The sequence below is a fragment of the Azospirillum largimobile genome (assembly GCF_977007025.2).
This window is the reverse complement of sequence record NZ_CDRMUA020000003.1, coordinates 221,242-241,150: the sequence shown is the minus strand read 5'-3', so window position 1 is coordinate 241,150 and position 19,909 is coordinate 221,242. Positions and strand designations below refer to the sequence as shown.

Below are 19,909 nucleotides of genomic sequence, written 5' to 3'. Positions count from 1 at the left end.
CATGGTTGAGGTTTCCCGCTTCCGCAACGGCATGTCGATGCTGACCGGTGCCGTGAACATCATCACCACCGCCGGTCCCGGCGGCCGGGCCGGCTTCACCGCCACCGCAGTGTGCAGCGTGACCGACCAGCCGCCGACCCTGCTGGTCTGCCTGAACCAGTCGTCCTTCGTGCATCGGGCCTTCACGGAGAATGGCGTGCTGTGCGTCAACCCCCTCTGCGGCGGGCAGCAGTCCTTGTCGGAGGTCTTCTCCAACCGCAGCCTGTCGGCCGACGAGCGCTTCGCCCATGCCGACTGGACCAGCCTGGAAACCGGCAGCCCGGCGCTGGCCGGCGCACTGGTCAATTTCGACTGCCGCATCGTCGACACCCACAGCGTCGGCACCCACAGCGTCTTCTACTGTCAGGTCGTCGACATCCGCCAGCGCGACGCGGGCCCCGAAGACAGGCCCGACGGCGGCCTCGTCTACTTCAACCGCGCCTATCACCGGCTGGGCGACGCCTCGCGCGCGCTGCCCTGATCCTCACCACCCAGATCGGGGAGACCGACCCAGCATGGACGCCATCCGCATCATCAAGGACGAGCATTTCGCCATCGCCGCGGTGCTGCACGCCCTGCGCCACCAGATCCGCGCCATCCGCGGCGGGGCATCCCCCGACTTCCCCCTGCTGCGCGCCATCCTCGACTACATTGTCACATACCCTGACCACTGGCACCACCCGAAGGAGGATCGTTTCCTCTTCGCCGCGGTCCGCCGCCGCGCACCGGAAGCCGAAGCCCTGCTGGCCAAGCTGGAGCGCGAGCACGCGCTGGGCTATCCGATGATCGAGACGCTGAAACGACAGCTGGTCTGCTACGAGGCAGGCGACGACGGCGCCGCGGAGGATTTCTTCGCCACCGCCGAACGCTACGCCACCCTGGAATACGCCCATCTCCAGACCGAGGAGGAACAGCTTCTCCCCCTGGCCGAACGGGTCCTGACGGAGGAGGATTGGCGGGAGATCGACGCCGCCTTCCGCGCGAACGACAATCCCCTGTTCGGCATCAAGCCGAAGGAGGAGGCGGAGAGGCTCTACCAGCGTATTCTGGATCTGGCCCCGCCGCCGATAGGCTACGGGCGCCAATTCGCATAGGCCGGCATCCAATTTGAGAACATCATCCGGCGACCGATTGTGAGCAGGCGGAGGGTTGTCCGCGCGTCCGGCGTTCGCCGGCGATTTCGCGCAGGACCGTCTGCACCGTCGCCATGGCGGGGTTGGCGTTTCTCGGGCGCCAGACCGCGTGCAGTTCCACGATCGGATGCGCATCGCCCGCAAGCGGCCGCAGCACCACCCCCTGGAAACCCAGATTGAGCGCCGCGCGCGGCACCAGCGCCAGCCCGATGCCCGCCTTCACCAGCCCCAGGATCGTGTGGATCTGGCTGATGTGCTGCGCATAGCGCGGGCGGACCCCGGCGCTGGTGAAGAGGGTGGCGAGCAAATCGTAGAAGTAGCGCGCCTCGTACGGTGAATAGGCCACCATCGGCTGGTGGTCGAGGTCGGTGATCGAAACCTCCGGAAGCGTGGCCAGAGGATGGCCTTCCGGTGCGGCCAGCACCAGCGGTTCGCGCACCACGCACAGCGAGTCGAATTCACGGCGGTTGTAGGACGGACGGATCAGGCCGATGTCGATCCGCCCGGCCGTTAGCGATTCCAGCTGGTCGGCCGACACCATCTCCTTCAGATCCAGATCGATGCCCGGCGCCTTCTCCCGCAGCGTCTGGATCAGTCGCGGCAGGAATTCATATCCGGAGGCCGCGGTGAAGCCCAGCGTCACCGTGCCCTCCTCGCCGATCGCCGTCCGCCGGGCTGCCAGGGCGGCGCCCTCCGCCAGCCGAAGAAGCCGGCGCGCTTCCGGCAGGAAGTTGTGCCCCGCCCGCGTCAGGGTGACGGAACGGCTGGTGCGGTCCAGAAGCCGGACATCCAGCGCGTGCTCCAGCAGCTGTATCTGACGGCTGAGCGGCGATTGCGTGAGATTCAGGCGCGCGGCGGCGCGGCCGAAATGCAGTTCCTCGGCGACCGCAACGAAGCATCGGAGATGGCTGAGTTCGAACATCGATCCAAAAATGGCATCGATCGATGCGCAGAACAACTCATTAAGCAACGACAGTCCGTGTAACATACCATCAACGCTGCGAACAAAAATGTGCCGCCGACCACAGGCACGACACGCGCGAAACCGCCAAGTGGAGGAAATGCCGATGAAGTTTCGTCGACTGGGGGCGGCCGTCGCCGCCCTGGCGCTGTGCGGCGCCATCATTCCCACCCTCGTGCAGGCACAGTCGTTCGACCGCCCGGTGCGCATCGTCGTTCCCTTCGCGCCCGGCGGCACGTCCGACATTCTCGCCCGCCTTATCGGCCCCAAGCTGTCCGAAGCGGTCGGCCAGCCGGTGGTGGTGGAGAACAAGCCGGGTGCCGCCGGCAACATCGGCGCCGATGCCGTGGCGAAGGCCCGGCCGGACGGGCACACGCTCCTGCTGATGGACATCGGCTCGCTGGCGGTGGCCCCCAGCCTGTTCCCGGACCTGTCCTACGACGTGCAGAAGGATCTGGCGCCGGTCGGAATGGTGATGTTCGGCCCCTATGTGCTGGCGGTGCATCCGTCCGTGCCGGCCAAGACCGTTCCCGAACTGGTCGCCTACGCCAAGGCCAACCCCGGCAAGCTGGCGGTCGCCAATTCCGGCGTCGGCGCACTCAACCACATCACATCCGTGGCCCTGGCCCGCGATCTCGGCATCGACTGGAAGGCCGTGCCCTACAAGGGCGGCGCCGCGGCGTCGCGCGCGGTCGTGTCCGGCGAAAGCACGGTGATCATCAACGGCGCCACGGCGACGCTGCCCTTCGTGACGTCCAAGCAGCTCGTCGGGATCGCCGTGACCGGCGACGGCCGGCTGCCCACCCTGCCGGACGCACAGACCTTCAAGGAGGCCAAGCTCCCGCTGTCCGACGCCGGGACATGGCAGGCGATCCTGACCACAGGCAAGACCCCGCCGGAGGTGATCTCCAAGCTGAATGCCGAGCTTCAGAAGATCCTGGCGATGCCGGAGATCAAGGAGAAGGTCGCGGAACAGGGCGGCATGGTGCGCCCCGGCACGCCGGACGAGGTCAAGGCCTGGCTCGCCACCAACATCGTGTCCTGGGGCGGCATCGTCCGCGCCGCGGACATCAAGTCCAACTGACCAGCTTCACCGGACATTCGCCATGCCCCATTTCGATATGTCCCAGCTCCGGCCGCAGGGGCGGCGGCTCGACTGGCCCGACCTTCTGTTCGGCGTATTCCTGATCGCGGTGTCGGCGGGCGCATTCGCCGCAACGTCGAGGCTTTCCGGCGGCTCCGCGGCCGATATGGGGCCCGGCTACATGCCGCGCGCCATCGCGCTGATCCTGCTCGGCTTCGGCCTGTTCTTCGCCGGCCGCGGCCTGATGCGCGGACATGCCGGCATCGAACGGGTGCAGATGCGGCCGATGCTGGGGATCGCCGTCGCCGTGGGCGCCTTCGCGCTCCTGATCGAGGACGCCGGTCTGGTGGCGGCCTCCTTCTCGGCGGTCCTGCTGGCCGCCGCCGCCAGCCGCGAGAGCCGCCTTTTCGAAGTCATCCTGTTCGGCCTGTGCGTCACCGCCGGGGCGGTCCTTCTGTTCGTGAAGGCGCTCGCCCTGCCGGTCCCCATCTGGCCCTGGTAGGCGCCCCATGGAGCTGTTCGACAATCTCCTGCTCGGCCTGTCCACGGCCCTGCAATTCAACAACCTGCTCTATTGCCTGATCGGCGTTGTCATCGGCACGGCGATCGGCGTGCTGCCCGGCATCGGTCCCATCCCGACGGTGGCGCTGCTTCTGCCCTTCACCTTCGGGCTGCCGCCGGAATCGGCGCTGATCATGCTCGCCGGCATCTTCTACGGCGCGCAGTATGGCGGTTCCACCACGGCCATCCTGGTGAATGTGCCGGGCGAAACGTCCTCGGTCGTCACCTGCCTGGACGGTCACGCCATGGCCCGCCAGGGGCGGGCGGGTCCGGCGCTGGCCATCGCCGCCGTGTCGTCCTTCTTCGCGGGAACCGTCGCCACCATCGTCATCGCGCTGCTCAGCCTGCCGCTGGCCGCGCTGGCGCTGAAATTCACCGCGGTGGAGTATTTCAGCCTGCTGGTCCTCGGCCTGCTCGCCGCCGTCGTTCTGGCCCATGGTTCGGTGTCGAAGTCGCTGGCGATGGTGTTTCTCGGGCTGCTGCTCGGGACCATCGGGATCGACGTGAATTCCGGTGCCGCCCGCATGACCTTCGGCATCCCGGCCCTGTCCGACGGGCTCGATTTCGTCCCGGTGGCGATGGGCATGTTCGGGCTGGCCGAGATCATGGCGAACCTGGAACGCAACGAAGTCCGGCAGGTGGTCAGCCAGAAGCTGCGCGACCTCGTGCCGACGCGCGCCGACCTCAAGGCGGCCTTCCCCGCCATGCTGCGCGGCACTGCCATCGGCTCGGCGCTGGGCGTGCTGCCGGGCGGGGGTGCGGCGCTGCCGCCCTTCACCGCCTATGCGCTGGAGAAGAAGATCGCCCGCGATCCCCAGCGTTTCGGCAAGGGCGCCATCGAAGGCGTCGCCGGGCCGGAGGCGGCGAACAACGCCGGGGCGCAGACCAGCTTCATCCCGCTGCTGACCCTCGGCATTCCGGCCAACGCGCTGATGGCGCTGATGATCGGCGCGCTGATGATGCAGGGCATCCAGCCCGGTCCGCAGGTGATGACCGAACAGCCGGCGCTGGTCTGGGGCGTCATCGCCAGCATGTGGACCGGCAACCTGATGCTGCTGATCATCAACCTGCCGCTGGTCGGGCTTTGGGTCTCGATGCTGAAGATCCCCTACCGCCTGCTGTTCCCGGCCATCGTGCTGTTCTGCTGTATCGGCACCTACGGCATCTCCAACAGCGTCTTCAACGTCTGGCTCATGCTGGGCTGTGCGGCGGTCGGCTACTTCTTCATCAAGGTGGGCGTGGAGCCCGCGCCGCTGCTGCTCGGCCTCGTGCTCGGCCCGCAGCTGGAAGAGAATTTCCGCCGCGCCATGCAGCTGTCCGACGGCGACCCGTCGGTCTTCCTCACCCGCCCGATCAGCGCCGTCCTGCTCGCGGTCGTCGCGGTCCTGCTTCTCGCCATGCTGTCCCCCGCCGTTCTGCGCAAACGCACGGAAGCGCTGGCGGAATAGGCAGGCAAACCCGTCAACCCCCATCGAAAGGCACGCCGTCCCGTGGACCTCCGCACCAATTCCTTCAAGCGCGCCATCCAGGCCGGCCAAAAGCAGATCGGCTTCTGGAACAGCATGGCCAGCCCCACCGCGACCGAGATCCTGGCGGGTTCCGGCTTCGACTGGCTGCTGCTCGACGCCGAACATGCGCCCAACGACGTGCCGGGCATCCTGGCGCAGTTGCAGGCGATGATGGAGAACACGACGCATCCGGTCGTCCGTATTCCGGACAACGATCCGATCGTCATCAAGCGCCATCTCGACATCGGCGTGCAGTCCTTCCTGATCCCGATGATGGAGACGGTCGAGGAGGCCGAGGCCGCGGTCGCCGCCACGCGCTTTCCCCCCAACGGCATCCGCGGCTTCGCCGGGGCCAGCCGGGCCTCGCGCTTCGGCCGGGTGAAGGACTATCACCGCCGCGCCCACGAGGAGATCTGCATCCTCGTGCAGATCGAGACCCGCAAGGGCCTCGACAATCTGGAGGCCATCGCCGCGGTGCCGGGCATCGACGGGCTGTTCATCGGTCCGGGCGACCTGTCGTCCGACCTCGGCTATCTCGGCGACCAGGGCAACCCGGAGATCGTCGAGCTGATCGAGAAGACCATCGGCCGGATCGTCGCCGCCGGCAGCCGGGCCGGCATCCTCACCGCCGACGAGACGCTGGCGCGCCGCTACATGGCCGCCGGCTGCGTCTACACCGCAGTCGGCATCGACACCGGCCTGCTCGCCCGCACCACCGAGGCGATCGCCCGGAAGTTCAGGGACTGAGGAGCGCCCGTTCCCGAATGCCGGACATAACCGGCACGCCAAGGCGTTAGCTACCAAACAAAGCAGGCAGATACAGCCGAAAAAACAGGGAGGAATCATGAAGACCTTGCCGTTTCTGACCATGGCCGCGCTCGCCGCGGTGCTGTCCGTGCCGGCCTTTGCCGAATATCCGGACAAGGCGCTGACGATGATCGTGCCCTTCCCGCCGGGGGGCGCGTCGGACACCACGGCGCGGCTGATCGGACCGAAGCTCACCGAGGCGGTCGGCCAGCCGGTCGTCGTCGAGAACCGGCCCGGCGCCAACGGCTCCATCGGGGCGGCGCAGATCGCGCAGGCGAAGCCGGACGGCTATTCGCTGCTGGTCGCCTCGATCGGCGTCTACGCCATCAATCCGGTCCTCTACAAAGGGCTGAAATACGATCCCAGAAAGAACTTCGACCTGCTGACGGTGGCGGTGCGCACGCCGAACGCGCTGGTGGCGACGCCCAACCTTCCGGTCAACACCGTCGCGGACCTGATCGCCCATCTGAAGAAGAACCCGGAGAAGGTGACCTTCGCGTCCTCGGGCACCGGCTCCTCGGACCACCTCACCGCGGCGCTGTTCTGGCAACAGACCGGCACCACCGGCCTTCATGTGCCCTACAAGGGCGGCGGGCCGGCCATCACCGACCTGATCGGCGGGCATGCGGAGGTGTCGTTCCAGAATCTCGGCGCGGTCGCCGGACACATCAAGGCCGGCAAGCTGAAGCTGCTCGCCCTCACCAGCGACAAGCGCATCCCCTCCTTCCCCGATACGCCCACCATGGCGGAGGCCGGCGTCCCCGGCATCGAGGTCTATTCCTGGCAGGCCGTCGCCGCCCCCGCCGGTCTGCCGAAGGAGGTGAAGGCCAAGCTTGAATCCGGCCTTACCGGCGCGCTCGCCGCCCCCGACGTCAAGGGACGCTTCGAGGAGGCGGGCTTCGAGGTGGTCGGCACCGGCAGCGCCAAGTTCTCGCAGTTCCTCGACGCCGAACTGGCGCGCTGGAAGTCGGTGGTGGAGACCGGGAACATCACCCCGGACCAATAAGGCAAATCCGATGACGACCTGTTCGCGCAATCCCAAGGATCTCTACGCGGGCGTCATCTACATCGCCGTCGGGCTGGCGGCGGTGTGGATCGGCCGCGACTATGCCCCCGGGACCGGCAGCCGCATGGGACCCGGCTACTTCCCAACCGTGCTCGGCTGGCTGCTGGCCGTCTTCGGCGTGTTGTCCGTCCTCCGCTCCTTCATCCAGGACGGCGGGCCGATCGGCGCCGTCGCCTGGAAGGGGCTGGCGCTGGTGGCGGGAGCAACCGCGCTGTTCGGCCTGCTGCTGGAGCCGGCCGGGCTGATTCCGGCACTGCTGGCGCTGATTCTGGTCAGCGCCGCGGCCAGCCGGATGTTCCGCTTCGAGATCCGCGCCGCGGCGGGGCTTGTGGCCCTGCTGGCCTTCTGCGCGCTGGTCTTCGTCAGGGGGCTGGGCGTGCCGATGGCGCTGCTCGGCCCCTGGTTCACCGGATGAGCGGAGCACCCCCATGGACATCCTGGCAAATCTCGCGCTCGGCTTCCAGACCGCGCTGGGCCTCTCCAACCTCGCCTACTGCCTGCTCGGCGTGTTCCTGGGCACCGCCATCGGCGTGCTGCCGGGGCTGGGGCCAGTCGCCACCATCGCCATGCTGCTGCCCGTCACCATCGGGCTGCCGCCGGAATCCGCGCTGATCATGCTGGCCGGCATCTATTACGGTGCGCAATATGGCGGTTCGACCACCGCCATCCTGGTCAATCTGCCGGGCGAATCCTCCTCGGTGGTGACGGCGCTCGACGGCTATCAGATGGCACGCCAGGGCCGGGCGGGCACGGCGCTCGCCACCGCCGCCCTCGGCTCCTTCTTCGCCGGCACGGTGGCGACGGTGCTGCTGGCGCTGTTCGCGCCGCCGCTGGCCGATCTGGCGCTGAAGTTCGGTCCGGCCGAGTATTTCTCGCTGATGGTGCTGGGGCTGGTGGCGTCCATCGTGCTGGCGCAGGGCTCGCTGCTGCATGCCCTGGCGATGATCGTCATGGGCCTGCTGCTCGGCCTGATCGGCACCGACGTCAATTCCGGCACCGCGCGCTACACCTTCGACCTGCCGCAGCTGGCCGACGGCATCGGCTTCGTCATCGTCGCCATGGGCGTGTTCGGCATCGCCGAGATCGTCGCCAATCTGGAGAACGAGGCGACGCGGACCACCATGGTGAAGAGCGTCACCGGCCTGCTTCCCTCCAAGGGCGACCTGAAGCGCATCGTGGCGCCGGTCCTGCGCGGCACGGCGCTGGGATCGCTGCTCGGCATCCTGCCGGGCGGCGGGGCGATGCTGGCCTCCTTCGCGGCCTACTCCATGGAAAAGAAGGTTTCCAGCCATCCGGAAGAGTTCGGCAAGGGCGCCATCGAAGGCGTCGCCGCACCGGAGGCCGCCAACAATGCCGGGGCGCAGACCTCCTTCATCCCGATGCTGACGCTGGGCATTCCGTCGAACCCGGTGATGGCGCTGATGATCGGGGCGATGATCATCCAGGGCATCCAGCCCGGCCCGTCGGTGATGACCGAACAGCCGGCGCTGTTCTGGGGGATCATCGTCTCGATGTGGGTGGGCAACCTGTTCCTGCTGGTGCTCAACCTGCCGCTGATCGGGCTGTGGGTCCGGATGATCGCGGTTCCCTACCACCTGCTCTATCCGGCGATCCTGGTGTTCTGCGCCATCGGCGTGTTCAGCCTGAACAACTCGGTCTTCGACATCTTCCTGATGGCCGGGTTCGGCGTGCTTGGCTACGTCTTCCGCAAGCTCGACTGCGAACCGGCGCCGATGCTGCTCGGCTTCATCCTGGGACCGATGATGGAGGAGAATCTGCGGCGGGCGCTGCTGATCTCCAAGGGCGATCCGATGGTGTTCGCGACGCGCCCGATCAGCGCGGCCATGCTGGTGGTGGCGCTGGCTCTGCTGGTGACGGTCCTGGCGCCCGCGGTCCGGCGCAAGCGCGAGGAAGCCTTCCAGGAGTGATGCCCGTTTCCAAGGAGTGACCGTCATGTCGCTGAAGACCCTGTTCTCCCTGGGAGCCACCCTGTCAGCCCCCCTCGTGCTGCTTGTGACGGCCTGCCTGCCCGTCCAGGCCGCGGAGCGGGCCGGGCCGCCCCTGACCATCGTCGTTCCCTTCGCGGCCGGCGGCCCCACCGATGCGCTCGGCCGCGCGCTGGCGACGGCCATGGCCGACTCCCTGGACCGCAAGGTGCTCGTCCGCAATGTGGATGGGGCGGGCGGCACCGTGGGCGCCGAGCGGGTCGCGAAGGCCGGCCCCGACGGCAACACGCTGCTGCTGTCCAACATCGGGCATGCCACCAGCATGTGGCTCTACACGGCGTTGCGCTACCACCCGGTCGATGATTTCGCTCCCATCGGCATGGTGGCCGAGGTGCCGATGACGCTGGTCGCGAAGCCGGGCCTGAAGGCTGCCACGGTCGAGGAGTTCAAGGCGCTGGTCCGGACGGAGGGAAACCGGCTGTCCATCGCCAACGCTGGCGTCGGCTCCGCCTCCTACCTGTGCGGGCTGTTGCTGATGGACATGCTGAAGACCGAATTGACCAGCGTCCCCTATCGCGGAACCAAGCCGGCGGTGATGGACGTGATGAACGGACATGTCGATCTGCTCTGCGACCAGACGACCCACACCTTGCCGCTGATCAGGTCCGCCCGCCTGAAGGTGCTGGGCGTCAGCGCCAAGGCCCGGACAGCGGAGCTGCCGCAGGTGCCGACCCTCGACGAGGCGGGACTGGCCGGCTTCGACCTGACGGTCTGGCATGGCCTCTACGCACCGAAGGGCACGCCGCCGGAAACGGTCGCCGCGCTCGTGGCGGGACTGCGGGAAGCGCTGGCGAACCCGAGTCTGACGGCGGCGTTCGCCAGCCGCGGCGCCCGCCCGGCCTCACCCGGCGATGCACAGCCCGACGCCCTGCAGGCCCAACTCGCCAGCGAGGTGCAGCGCTGGGGGGAGATCCTCCGCAAGGCGGCCATCTACGTGGAATGACTTTTCCCGCATGACCCTTCCGCTGCCGGCCGGTGCGCGGAAGGGCAACGACACGGAAGGCGACCGCCTCCCGTGAGCCGGCGATCCATGCCCAAAAATCCAATACTGAAACTCCGGAGGAGACATCATGACCACATTCTCCACCCTCGGTCGGCACGCCCTCGGCCGGCGCCGCTTCCTGCAGGTCGCCGGCGCCGGTGCGGCCATGGCCGCCGGCAACGCCTTCGCCCAGGCAATCCCGTTCACGCCGAACGCCCGCTATCCCGACCCGGCCGTCCAGATCCTGGATCCGAGCTTCGCCAAGTACCGCATCTACAGCAGTTCGGTGGAGCAGGTCGCCACCGGCTTCCGCTGGGCCGAAGGCCCCGCCTATTTCCCGGAGACGGGCACGCTCCTGTTCAGCGACATTCCCAACAACCGCATCATGAGCTTCGACGAGAAGACCGGAAGGACCACGGTGTTCCGCGAAAACGCCAATTATGCCAACGGCAACGCCCGCGACCGGCAGGGGCGGCTGGTCACCTGCGAGCATTCGGTGACGCGGCGGGTGGTCCGCACCGAGAAGAGCGGCGAGATCACCGTGCTCGCCGAGTCCTATCAGGGCAAGCGCCTGAACGCGCCCAACGACGTCGTGGTCAAGTCGGACGACAGCGTCTGGTTCACCGATCCCCTGTTCGGCATCAACGGCGAATGGGAAGGGTTCAGGGCCAAGCCGGAGCAGGAAACCACCAACGTCTACCGCATCGCCCCGGACGGCCGCATCGCGGCGGTGGTCACGGACCTCGTGAATCCCAACGGTCTGGCCTTCTCGCCCGACGAGAGCAAGCTCTACGTGGTGGAATGGAAGGGCACGCCAAACCGCGGCGTCTGGAGCTTCGACGTCGGCAAGGACAACACGCTGTCCAACAAGACCAAGCTGATCGACGCGGCCGATTTCGGGGCGCTGGACGGCTTCAAGGTCGACCGCGATGGGAACCTGTGGTGCGGCTGGGGAAGCAACGGCGCCCTGCAGGCCGAACCCACCCAGGTCGGCGGCCGCATGGTCTATCCGTTGAAGGGCAAATCCGAAGACCTCGACGGCGTGATGGTGTTCAACCCCCAGGGAAAACCCATGGCCTTCATCAAGCTGCCCGAGCGCTGCGCCAACCTGACCTTCGGCGGGCCGAAGAACAACCGGCTCTACATGGCGAGCTGCCACTCGGTCTACGCCCTGTATGTGGAGGCGCACGGGGCGGTCTGACCCGGCTCTCGATCGTCGATCAGGCGGTGGCCCGTTCCACGATCTCGAATCCGACGTCGATGACCTTCTTGGTCACCCGGTTGCCTGCCAGTCGGGTCAGCAGGGCTTCGGCGGCCAAACGGCCGATCGCCGACCGATCAATGCGCACCGTGCTCAACGGCGGCGACATGTAGGCGGCGAAATCCAGGTCGCCGAAGCCGATGACGGCGATGTCCCCCGGGACCGACAATCCGCGGGCCTGCGCCTCCAGCACCACGCCATGCGCCATGGCGTCGGAACTGCACTGAATGGCGCCCTGCCGGAAGCCGCGGGCCAGCAGCTCTCCCAAGGCCTGCCGTCCCATGGCCATGGAGCTGGGGGCCTCGGTCGAAAGGCAGGTGACCTCCTGGATGCCATGCCGGGCCAGGGTCGCAACGAATTCGCGGGTGCGCAGCATGGCGCGCTCGTCCTCGGCACTGATCGCAGCGAACTGACGGTAGCCCTTGTGATGGAGATAGTCGGCGACACCCCGGCCAACCGCCTCATGGGAGAAGCCCACGGCCATGTCCACGGCCTTGTGCGACAGATCCCAGGTTTCGACGATCGGAATGTTGGCGGCGCGCAGCTGCCGGCGCGTCTGTGCCAGATGGCTGGTGCCGGTGAGATACAGGGCGTCCGGACGGCGGCTGAGGATGGCCTGCAGCAGTTCGCCCTCCCGCTCGGTCGGATAGCCGGACAGCCCCAGCAGCATCTGGTAGCCGTCCAAAGCCAGCCGGTCGGTGAAGGCCTGGATCGCACCGGAGAACAGCACATGCGTCAGCGTCGGCACGACCGCGGCGACCACCTTGGTCCGGCTCGAAGCCAGCCCGCCGGCCAGCAGGTTGGGCACATAGCCGGTTTCGGAGATGGCCTTGAGAACGATTTCCCGCAGTTCCGGCGTCACCGATTCCGGACGATTGATCACGCGGGAGACCGTCATCCTGGAAACGCCGGCCAGCGTCGCCACGGTTTCCAGCGTCGCCTTGCCGCTGGTCGGCCGTGTGCCACGGTTCCCGGCGGTCTTCGCCGGCAGGGCGTCTTTCTTGGCTGCACCCTGACGCGGGCGAATAACTGGTGTGTCGGACACGGCGTAAACCCCAGGATGTAGAGTCTAGATACGGCTTGCGACGGTTCGACGCAAGGACGTCCCGAGGACGGGCGGCGTGCCCAAGCCGGGGGTTGCCCGCAAACGTGCCGGTTACTGTCTCGGCCGATCCCCCCGGCGACTACCTCGATCGTTGGGCCAACGGAAAAAATCGTGGCAAAGCGCCGCAGGCTCTTGCGCCGGCCCGATGTTGAGTTTAGGAGTCACAGCGCTATTGTGAGCGGTAACAAGAGACATCAAGCGCTCTTCCAACCATAAGAGAGCGCTCACATCAGAATCTTTCTCCCGATAAGCGCGCCTTAGAAAATAACAAACGGCAGCGCAGCATCGAGAATGGAGGCGCCACATGAGTGTCAACACAGTGATGGATCATAGCTCTGTCGCAGGCGCGGCAGCGGCAACAAAAACACGCATCCGTTGGACGATCGTTGTTATGCTGTTCGTCGTGACAGCAATCAACTACGCCGACCGCGCCGTCCTGGCCATCGCCGGCCCGGTTCTGTCCAAGGACCTCGGCATCAATGCCGCGCAGATGGGCTTCATCTTCTCCGCCTTCGGCTGGTCCTACGTGATCGGCCAGCTGCCGGGCGGCTGGCTGCTCGACCGCTTCGGCTCCAAGTGGGTGTATGCGGCGAGCATCTTCACATGGTCGGTGTTCACCCTGTTCCAGGGCTTCGTCGGCTTCCTGACCGGCGCCGCGGCGGTGACAGCCCTGTTCGCGCTGCGCTTCGCCGTCGGCCTTGCGGAAGCCCCGTCCTTCCCCGGCAACAGCCGCGTGGTCGCCGCCTGGTTCCCCGGGCACGAGCGCGCCACGGCCTCGGCCATCTTCAACTCGGCCCAGTATTTCGCCACGGTGATCTTCGCCCCGCTGATGGGCTGGCTCACCCACTCCTTCGGCTGGCCCTGGGCCTTCGGCTTCATGGGCGCCCTGGGTCTGGTCGTCTCCGGCATATGGCTGAAGACCGTCTACAGCCCGGTCGAGCACCCGAAGATCAATCAGGCGGAGATCGACTACATCGCCGCGGGCGGCGGTCTGGTCAACATGGACGACGCCGCGAAGAAGAAGACCGATGCGGCCGGCGGCGCCAAGTGGGATTACATCCGCCAGCTGTTCGCCAGCCGGATGATGGTCGGCATCTTCCTGGGCCAGTTCTGCATCAATGCGATCACCTATTTCTTCATCACCTGGTTCCCGGTCTATCTGGTGCAGGCCCGCGGCATGTCGGTGCTGAGCGCCGGCTTCGTCGCCTCGATCCCCGCCATCTGCGGCTTTGCCGGCGGCATCCTGGGCGGCGTGCTGTCGGACGCCATGCTGCGCAAGGGCTTCTCGCTGACCGCGGCACGCAAGACGCCGATCGTTCTCGGCATGCTGCTGTCGATGAGCATGATCGCCTGCAACTACACCGACGTGCAGTGGATCGTGGTCGGCTTCATGGCTCTGGCCTTCTTCGGCAAGGGCATCGGCGCGCTGGGCTGGGCCGTCATGTCGGACTGCGCGCCCAAGGAGATCACCGGCCTGTCGGGCGGCGTCTTCAACATGTGCGGCAACATCTCGTCGATCAGCACGCCGATCATCATCGGCTACATCATCCAGACCTCGGGTTCGTTCAACGGCGCCCTGCTATTCGTCGGCGCCAACGCCCTGGTCGCCGCGGTCAGCTATCTGGTCGTGGTCGGCGAGATCAAGCGCATGGAACTCAGGAAGTAAACGGCTCCCTCTTCCCCAGTTGAAGACGCATTCGAGAGGATTTCCCGATGTATATCGGCGAACAGCTGATCAACCCGACCGACAGCCGCCTGCGCCTGTCCGCCCAGCTCGGCTGCAAGGGCATCGTCATCGACACCCGCCCCAACAACGCGGTGATCGGCGAGGACGGGCTGTGGGATGCCGGCAAGGTCGCGGCGCAGCGCCGGTGGATCGAAAGCCATGGCATGCGCCTGGAAGGCATGGCGCTGGACGTCGGCTCCATCCTGCTCGACAGCCTGCGCGCGCCGGAAAATGCGGCGGCCAAGGCGAAGGAGCTTCGCCGCAACATCCAGGCCGCCGCGGACGGCGGCGTGGACATGGTGAAATACACGGTCGCCATGGTCGGCATCACCCGCACCGGCGAGATCGAGGGACGCGGCGGCATGCGCTGCTCCACCTTCAAGGCCGACGAGTACAGGGCGGAGAACGACGCCCGCTTCTCCTACTGGGGCACCGTGCTGCCGGACGACGAGGACGCGCGTGCCGGCGGCGCTGCCGAAACCTGCGGTCAGGTGATGGCCTCGCAGGCCGGCGGCATCTCCGAAGCGGACGGCTGGCGGGCCATCGAGTATCTGGTGGAGGCGCTGCTCCCCACCGCCGAGAAGGCCGGCGTCAAGCTCGCCTGCCACCCGCATGACCCCGCCTATCCGCCGGGCGGCCTGAACGGCGTGCATCATGTGCTGGGCTCGCTGGACGGCCTCAAGCGTTTCGTCGCCCTTGCGCCGGAAAGCAAGTCGCTCGGCTTCAACTTCTGCCAGGGCACCATCGCCGAGATGTCGCGGAACCCGACCGAGACGGTGCTGGAAGCAATCCGCACCTTCGGTCCGCAGAACCGCATCTTCATGGTCCATTTCCGCAACATCCGGGGCGGCTACCTCGACTTCCGCGAAGCGATGCCTGACGAGGGCTCGGTGGACATGGCGGCCTGCATCCGTGCCTACCGTGAGGTCGGGTACAAGGGCGTCCTCTGCCCGGACCATGTCCCCTTCTCCGACGTGGATCCGGACCGCGAGCGCTTCTTCTCCTTCTGCCTGGGATACACGCAGGCCCTGCTCCAGGCGGCCTGATCCCGGCGCCGCCAGCTGAAAAACATGGTCAATCGCAAATACATAGGATTGGAGACATCATGAGCAAGATCGGCTTTATCGGCTTGGGGATCATGGGCGCGCCAATGGCGGGCCACCTTCAGGCGGCGGGTCACGCGCTGTTCGTCCACACCGTCGGCCCGGTGCCCGGCAGCCTGACCGCCGGCGGCGCCGTGACCTGCGGCTCGGGCAAGGAGGTGGCGGAACAGGCCGAGATCGTCTTCATCATGGTCCCTGACACTCCCGACGTCGAAAAGGTCCTGTTCAGTGCCGGCGGCGTCGCCGAGGGCCTCGGCGCCGGCAAGATCGTCGTCGACATGTCCTCGATCTCCCCCGTCGCCACCAAGGACTTCGCCCGCCGCGTCAACGAGCTGGGCTGCGACTATCTCGATGCCCCGGTGTCGGGCGGTGAGGTCGGCGCCAAGGCCGCCTCCCTCACCATCATGGTCGGCGGGCCGCAGACCGCCTTCGACACCGTCAAGCCGCTGTTCGAGCTGATGGGCAAGAACATCACCCTGGTCGGCGGCAACGGCGACGGCCAGACCACCAAGGTCGCCAACCAGATCATCGTCGCCCTCACCATCGAGGCGGTCGGCGAGGCCCTGCTGCTCGCCGCCAAGGCCGGCGCCGATCCCGCCAAGGTCCGTCAGGCCCTGATGGGCGGCTTCGCCAACTCCCGCATCCTCGAGGTCCATGGCGAGCGCATGGTCAAGCGGACCTTCGATCCGGGCTTCCGCATCGAGCTGCACCAGAAGGACCTCAACCTGGCGCTCGCCACCGCCCGCTCGCTCGGCGTCAGCCTGCCCAACACCGCCACCGCCCAGGAGCTGTTCAACGCCTGCGCCGCCAACGGCGGCAAGGCCTGGGACCATTCCGGCATGGTCCGCGCCCTGGAGATGCTCGCCAACTTCGAGATCGGCCAGAAGGTCTAAAAGGAGGCTCCGTCCATGTCGACCGTTCCGCGCGACCTGCTGCGCCAGATGTTCGAGGCCGCCATCGCCGCCGCCCAGCCGGCGCTGTGCGTCCCGGCCAACCTGCCGGACCCGCCCAAAGGCCGGCTGGTGGTGATCGGCGCCGGCAAGGCCTCGGCGGCGATGGCGCGGGCGGTCGAGGACCATTGGCCGGGAGACCTCTCCGGGCTGGTGGTCACCCGCTACGGCTATGCGGTGCCGTGTGAGCGCATCGAAATCATCGAGGCCGCCCACCCGGTGCCCGACGCCGCTGGGCTGGCCGCTGCCGAGCGTATCCGCGCCCTGGTCTCCGGCCTCGGCGCCGACGATCTGGTGTTGTGCCTGATCTCCGGCGGCGGCTCGGCGCTCTTGGCGCTGCCGCAGGGCGGCGTGACGCTGGCGGACAAGCAGGCGGTCAACCGCGCCCTGCTCGCCTCCGGCGCCACCATCTCGGAGATGAACTGCGTGCGCCGCCACCTGTCGGCGGTGAAGGGCGGCCGGCTCGCCGCCGCCTGCGCCCCGGCCCGGGTGCTGACCCTGCTGCTGTCCGACGTGCCCGGCGACAATCCGATGGACATCGCGTCGGGCCCCACCGTCGGCGACCCCACCAGCTGCGCCGACGCCCTCGCCATCCTCCGCCGCTACGGCATCACAGTGCCGCCCGCGGTGCTGGAGCTGCTGGAAAGCGGGCGCGGCGAAAGCGTCAAGCCGGACGACCCGCGGCTGGCGGGCTGCGAAGCCCGCCTGATCGCCACGCCGCAGATGGCGCTGGAGGCGGCGGCGGCGGTGGCCCGCAAGGCCGGCTACCCGGTGCACATCCTGAGCGACCGCATCGAAGGCGAGGCGCGCGACGTCGGCAAGGTGCTGGGCGGCCTCGCCCTGCAGGTGGCCGACCGCGCCCAGCCCTTCACCGCGCCCTGCATCCTGCTGTCGGGCGGCGAGACCACGGTGACGGTGCGCGGTGGGGGCCGCGGCGGCCGCAATGTGGAGTTCCTGCTGTCGCTCGCCATCGCGCTGGACGGCCATGCGGCCATCCACGCCATCGCCGGCGACACCGACGGGGTGGACGGGCAGGAGGAGATCGCCGGCGCCATCATTGGCCCCGACACGCTGGCGCGGGCCTGGAGCCTCGGCCTCAAGCCGCGCGACAGCCTGGCCGACAACGACGGCCACGGCTTCTTCGAGGCGCTGGGCGACGGCGTGGTGACCGGCCCGACCCTGACCAATGTCAACGATTTCCGCGCGATCCTGATCGACGCGTGCTGAGCGACGAGGTGACAGCCATGACCATTCCCGAGAATTCCTTCAAGCGCGCGCTGGAAGCGGGCCGCCTGCAGATCGGCCTGTGGTCGATCCTGTCGAGCCATGTGACGGTGGAGATCATCGCCGGCTCCGGCTTCGACTGGCTGGTGCTGGACACCGAGCATTCGCCCAACGAGCTGCCGATGGTCTACAGCCAGCTGCAGGCGGCGGCGGCCGGCGGGCGGGCGCATCCGGTGGTGCGGGTGCCGTGGAACGACATGGTGACGCTGAAGCGCTACCTGGACATCGGCGTGCAGTCCTTCCTCATCCCCTATGTGGAGAGCGCGGAGGAGGCGGCGAACGCGGTGGCCTACACCCGCTATCCGCCGCATGGGGTGCGCGGCTATTCGGCGGCGCCGCGGGCGAGCGGCTTCGGCCGGATCAAGGATTATCCGCAGCTGTGCGAGGCGGAGCTTGCGGTCCTGGTTCAGGTGGAAAGCCGCCGTGGCCTGGACAACATCGAGGAGATCGCGGCGGTCGAGGGCGTCACGGGCGTGTTCATCGGCCCCGGCGACCTTGCGGCGGCGCTGGGCCATGTCGGCAATCCCAAGCACCCGGAGGTGCAGGCGGCGATCGAGGACGCCATCGCCCGCATCCGCGCCTGCGGCAAGCCGGCCGGCATCCTGTCGGCCGACGAGGCGCTCGCCAAGCGCTACATCGAGCTGGGCTGCAGCTTCGTCGCCGTCGGCTCCGACCTCGGCATCCTCGCCCGCACATCCGAACAGCTCGCCGCCAAGTTCAAGACGAACGCCTGAGAGGACCCCGTCCGATGTCCGACACTCCGCTCTACATCAAGGTGCATGGCAACGACAATGTCGCCATCATCGTCAACAACCTGGGCCTGCCGGAAGGAACGACGTTCCCCTGCGGCCTGAGATTGCGCGAGTTCGTTCCCCAGGGCCACAAGGTGGCGCTCGCCGATCTGGCGGAGGGCGAGGCGATCCTCCGCTACGGCGAGGTGATCGGCCATGCCGCGCGCGACATTGCCCGGGGAAGCTGGATCGAGGAGTCGCTGGTGAGGCTGCCGTCCGCTCCGGCGCTGGCCAGCCTGCCGCTCGCCACCGCCGTACCGCCGGCGCAGCCCCCGCTGGAGGGCCACACGTTCGAAGGCTTCCGCAACCCGGACGGCTCGGTCGGCACCAAGAACGTGCTGGGCATCAGCATGAGCGTGCAATGTGTGGCCGGGGTGATGGACTTCGCCATCGAGCGCATCAAGAAGGAGCTGCTGCCCCGCTACCCGAATGTCGACGACGTCGTCGCCATCGAACACGCCTATGGCTGCGGCGTGGCGATCAACGCCCCCGAAGCGGTGGTTCCGATCCGCACCCTGCAGAACCTCGCCCGCAACCCCAACCTGGGCGGTCAGGTGATGGTGGTCGGGCTGGGCTGCGAGAAGCTGCAGCCGGAACGCCTGCTGCCGGCCGGCGCGGCCGGCGACACCAGCATCATGACGCTGCAGGACGAACGCCATGTCGGCTTCGGCGCCATGGTCGCCTCGATCATGGAGATGGCGGAGAAGCGCCTTCGGGAACTGAACGGGCGCCGGCGCGTGACCTGCCCGGCCGCCGACCTCGTGGTCGGCATGCAGTGCGGCGGCAGCGACGCGTTTTCCGGGGTCACCGCCAATCCGGCGGTCGGCTATGCCTCGGATCTGCTGGTACGGGCCGGCGCGACCGTGATGTTCTCCGAAGTGACGGAAGTGCGTGACGCCATCCACCTGCTGACGCCGCGCGCGGTCGACGAGGAGGTCGGCCGGGCCCTGATCCGCGAAATGGACTGGTACGACCGTTACCTCTCCGCCGGCCAGACCGACCGCAGCGCCAACCCGTCGCCGGGCAACAAGAAGGGCGGGCTGGCGAATGTGGTGGAAAAGGCTCTCGGCTCCATCGCCAAGTCGGGCAGCAGCCCGATCGTCGGGGTGCTGTCGCCCGGCGAGCGGGCCGACCGCAAGGGGCTGATATACGCCGCCACCCCCGCCAGCGACTTCATCTGCGGCACGCTGCAGCTGGCGTCGGGCTGCAACATGGAGGTGTTCACCACCGGGCGCGGCACGCCCTACGGCCTCGCCATGGTGCCGGTCATCAAGGTCTCCACCCGGACCGCACTGGCCGAGCGCTGGCACGACCTGATCGACGTGGATGCCGGACGCATCGCCACCGGTCAGGCCACCATCGAGGACATCGGCTGGGAAATCTTCCGCATGATCCTGGATGTCGCCAGCGGCCGGAAGAAGACCTGGGCCGACCATTGGGGCATCCGCAACGCGATGACGCTGTTCAACCCGGCGCCGGTCACCTGATCGGACCGGCTCCCCTGCGCAGTGCCCCGGCGTTGGTTGCCGGACGCAAAAAATT

The 19,909-nt window shown here is 67.7% G+C and carries 19 protein-coding genes; 17 read left to right on the top strand and 2 right to left on the bottom strand.

Going from position 1 to position 19,909, the window contains the following annotated elements; genetic code table 11:
• Nucleotide 1: 1 nt before the first annotated feature.
• Together ACWPKK_RS18760 and ACWPKK_RS18755 are read left to right on the top strand one after the other, a co-directional pair.
• Nucleotides 2-520, top strand: coding sequence for a flavin reductase (locus ACWPKK_RS18760; RefSeq protein ID WP_452007145.1), 519 nt, complete (start codon nucleotides 2-4; stop codon nucleotides 518-520).
• Nucleotides 521-554: 34 nt separating this feature from the next.
• Nucleotides 555-1,133, top strand: coding sequence for a hemerythrin domain-containing protein (locus ACWPKK_RS18755; RefSeq protein ID WP_452007143.1), 579 nt, complete (start codon nucleotides 555-557; stop codon nucleotides 1,131-1,133).
• A gap of 22 nt (nucleotides 1,134-1,155) precedes the next feature.
• Here ACWPKK_RS18755 and ACWPKK_RS18750 read toward each other — a convergent pair whose 3' ends face one another.
• Nucleotides 1,156-2,094 (bottom strand): LysR substrate-binding domain-containing protein, encoded by a 939-nt coding sequence (locus ACWPKK_RS18750; RefSeq protein ID WP_452007141.1) that lies wholly within the window; start codon nucleotides 2,092-2,094, stop codon nucleotides 1,156-1,158.
• Nucleotides 2,095-2,239: 145 nt separating this feature from the next.
• Here ACWPKK_RS18750 and ACWPKK_RS18745 point away from each other — a divergent pair, with 145 nt between their 5' ends.
• The 9 genes from ACWPKK_RS18745 (at nucleotide 2,240) to ACWPKK_RS18705 (ending at nucleotide 11,348) form a co-directional block, all read left to right on the top strand.
• On the top strand, nucleotides 2,240-3,217 hold the full coding sequence (locus ACWPKK_RS18745; RefSeq protein ID WP_452007139.1) for a Bug family tripartite tricarboxylate transporter substrate binding protein: 978 nt from the start codon (nucleotides 2,240-2,242) through the stop codon (nucleotides 3,215-3,217).
• A 22-nt stretch (nucleotides 3,218-3,239) separates the two neighbouring features.
• A complete protein-coding gene (locus ACWPKK_RS18740; protein WP_452007137.1) occupies nucleotides 3,240-3,719 on the top strand; it encodes a tripartite tricarboxylate transporter TctB family protein in 480 nt (159 codons plus the stop codon).
• Between the two features lie 7 nt (nucleotides 3,720-3,726).
• Nucleotides 3,727-5,226 carry a tripartite tricarboxylate transporter permease gene (locus tag ACWPKK_RS18735; protein ID WP_452007135.1) on the top strand — a complete coding sequence of 500 codons (1,500 nt, stop codon included), beginning with the start codon at nucleotides 3,727-3,729 and terminating at the stop codon, nucleotides 5,224-5,226.
• 42 nt (nucleotides 5,227-5,268) lie between these two features.
• Nucleotides 5,269-6,033 carry an aldolase/citrate lyase family protein gene (locus tag ACWPKK_RS18730; RefSeq protein WP_452007133.1) on the top strand — a complete coding sequence of 255 codons (765 nt, stop codon included), beginning with the start codon at nucleotides 5,269-5,271 and terminating at the stop codon, nucleotides 6,031-6,033.
• 97 nt (nucleotides 6,034-6,130) lie between these two features.
• Nucleotides 6,131-7,099 (top strand): Bug family tripartite tricarboxylate transporter substrate binding protein, encoded by a 969-nt coding sequence (locus ACWPKK_RS18725; protein ID WP_452007131.1) that lies wholly within the window; start codon nucleotides 6,131-6,133, stop codon nucleotides 7,097-7,099.
• Between the two features lie 10 nt (nucleotides 7,100-7,109).
• Nucleotides 7,110-7,574, top strand: coding sequence for a tripartite tricarboxylate transporter TctB family protein (locus ACWPKK_RS18720; RefSeq protein ID WP_452007129.1), 465 nt, complete (start codon nucleotides 7,110-7,112; stop codon nucleotides 7,572-7,574).
• Between the two features lie 13 nt (nucleotides 7,575-7,587).
• Nucleotides 7,588-9,087: a tripartite tricarboxylate transporter permease gene (locus ACWPKK_RS18715; protein WP_324870657.1), complete on the top strand. Its 1,500-nt coding sequence runs from the start codon at nucleotides 7,588-7,590 to the stop codon at nucleotides 9,085-9,087.
• Nucleotides 9,088-9,112: 25 nt separating this feature from the next.
• Nucleotides 9,113-10,108: a tripartite tricarboxylate transporter substrate-binding protein gene (locus ACWPKK_RS18710; protein ID WP_452007127.1), complete on the top strand. Its 996-nt coding sequence runs from the start codon at nucleotides 9,113-9,115 to the stop codon at nucleotides 10,106-10,108.
• A gap of 205 nt (nucleotides 10,109-10,313) precedes the next feature.
• A complete protein-coding gene (locus tag ACWPKK_RS18705) occupies nucleotides 10,314-11,348 on the top strand; it encodes an SMP-30/gluconolactonase/LRE family protein (RefSeq protein WP_452008189.1) in 1,035 nt (344 codons plus the stop codon).
• Nucleotides 11,349-11,367: 19 nt separating this feature from the next.
• Here ACWPKK_RS18705 and ACWPKK_RS18700 read toward each other — a convergent pair whose 3' ends face one another.
• Nucleotides 11,368-12,453 (bottom strand): LacI family DNA-binding transcriptional regulator, encoded by a 1,086-nt coding sequence (locus ACWPKK_RS18700; protein ID WP_452007125.1) that lies wholly within the window; start codon nucleotides 12,451-12,453, stop codon nucleotides 11,368-11,370.
• Nucleotides 12,454-12,835: 382 nt separating this feature from the next.
• Here ACWPKK_RS18700 and ACWPKK_RS18695 point away from each other — a divergent pair, with 382 nt between their 5' ends.
• The 6 genes from ACWPKK_RS18695 to garD are packed head-to-tail and all read left to right on the top strand — an operon-like array spanning nucleotide 12,836 to nucleotide 19,854.
• A complete protein-coding gene (locus ACWPKK_RS18695; RefSeq protein ID WP_452008186.1) occupies nucleotides 12,836-14,179 on the top strand; it encodes an MFS transporter in 1,344 nt (447 codons plus the stop codon).
• A gap of 47 nt (nucleotides 14,180-14,226) precedes the next feature.
• Nucleotides 14,227-15,285 carry a mannonate dehydratase gene (locus ACWPKK_RS18690; protein WP_452007123.1) on the top strand — a complete coding sequence of 353 codons (1,059 nt, stop codon included), beginning with the start codon at nucleotides 14,227-14,229 and terminating at the stop codon, nucleotides 15,283-15,285.
• A gap of 59 nt (nucleotides 15,286-15,344) precedes the next feature.
• Nucleotides 15,345-16,235 carry a 2-hydroxy-3-oxopropionate reductase gene (gene glxR / locus ACWPKK_RS18685; protein ID WP_452007121.1) on the top strand — a complete coding sequence of 297 codons (891 nt, stop codon included), beginning with the start codon at nucleotides 15,345-15,347 and terminating at the stop codon, nucleotides 16,233-16,235.
• Between the two features lie 15 nt (nucleotides 16,236-16,250).
• Complete coding sequence (locus ACWPKK_RS18680; protein ID WP_452007119.1) at nucleotides 16,251-17,519, top strand: glycerate kinase type-2 family protein; 1,269 nt, start codon at nucleotides 16,251-16,253, stop codon at nucleotides 17,517-17,519.
• Nucleotides 17,520-17,536: 17 nt separating this feature from the next.
• A complete protein-coding gene (locus ACWPKK_RS18675; RefSeq protein ID WP_452007117.1) occupies nucleotides 17,537-18,310 on the top strand; it encodes an HpcH/HpaI aldolase family protein in 774 nt (257 codons plus the stop codon).
• Nucleotides 18,311-18,324: 14 nt separating this feature from the next.
• On the top strand, nucleotides 18,325-19,854 hold the full coding sequence (gene garD / locus ACWPKK_RS18670; protein ID WP_452007115.1) for a galactarate dehydratase: 1,530 nt from the start codon (nucleotides 18,325-18,327) through the stop codon (nucleotides 19,852-19,854).
• Nucleotides 19,855-19,909 lie beyond the last annotated feature (55 nt).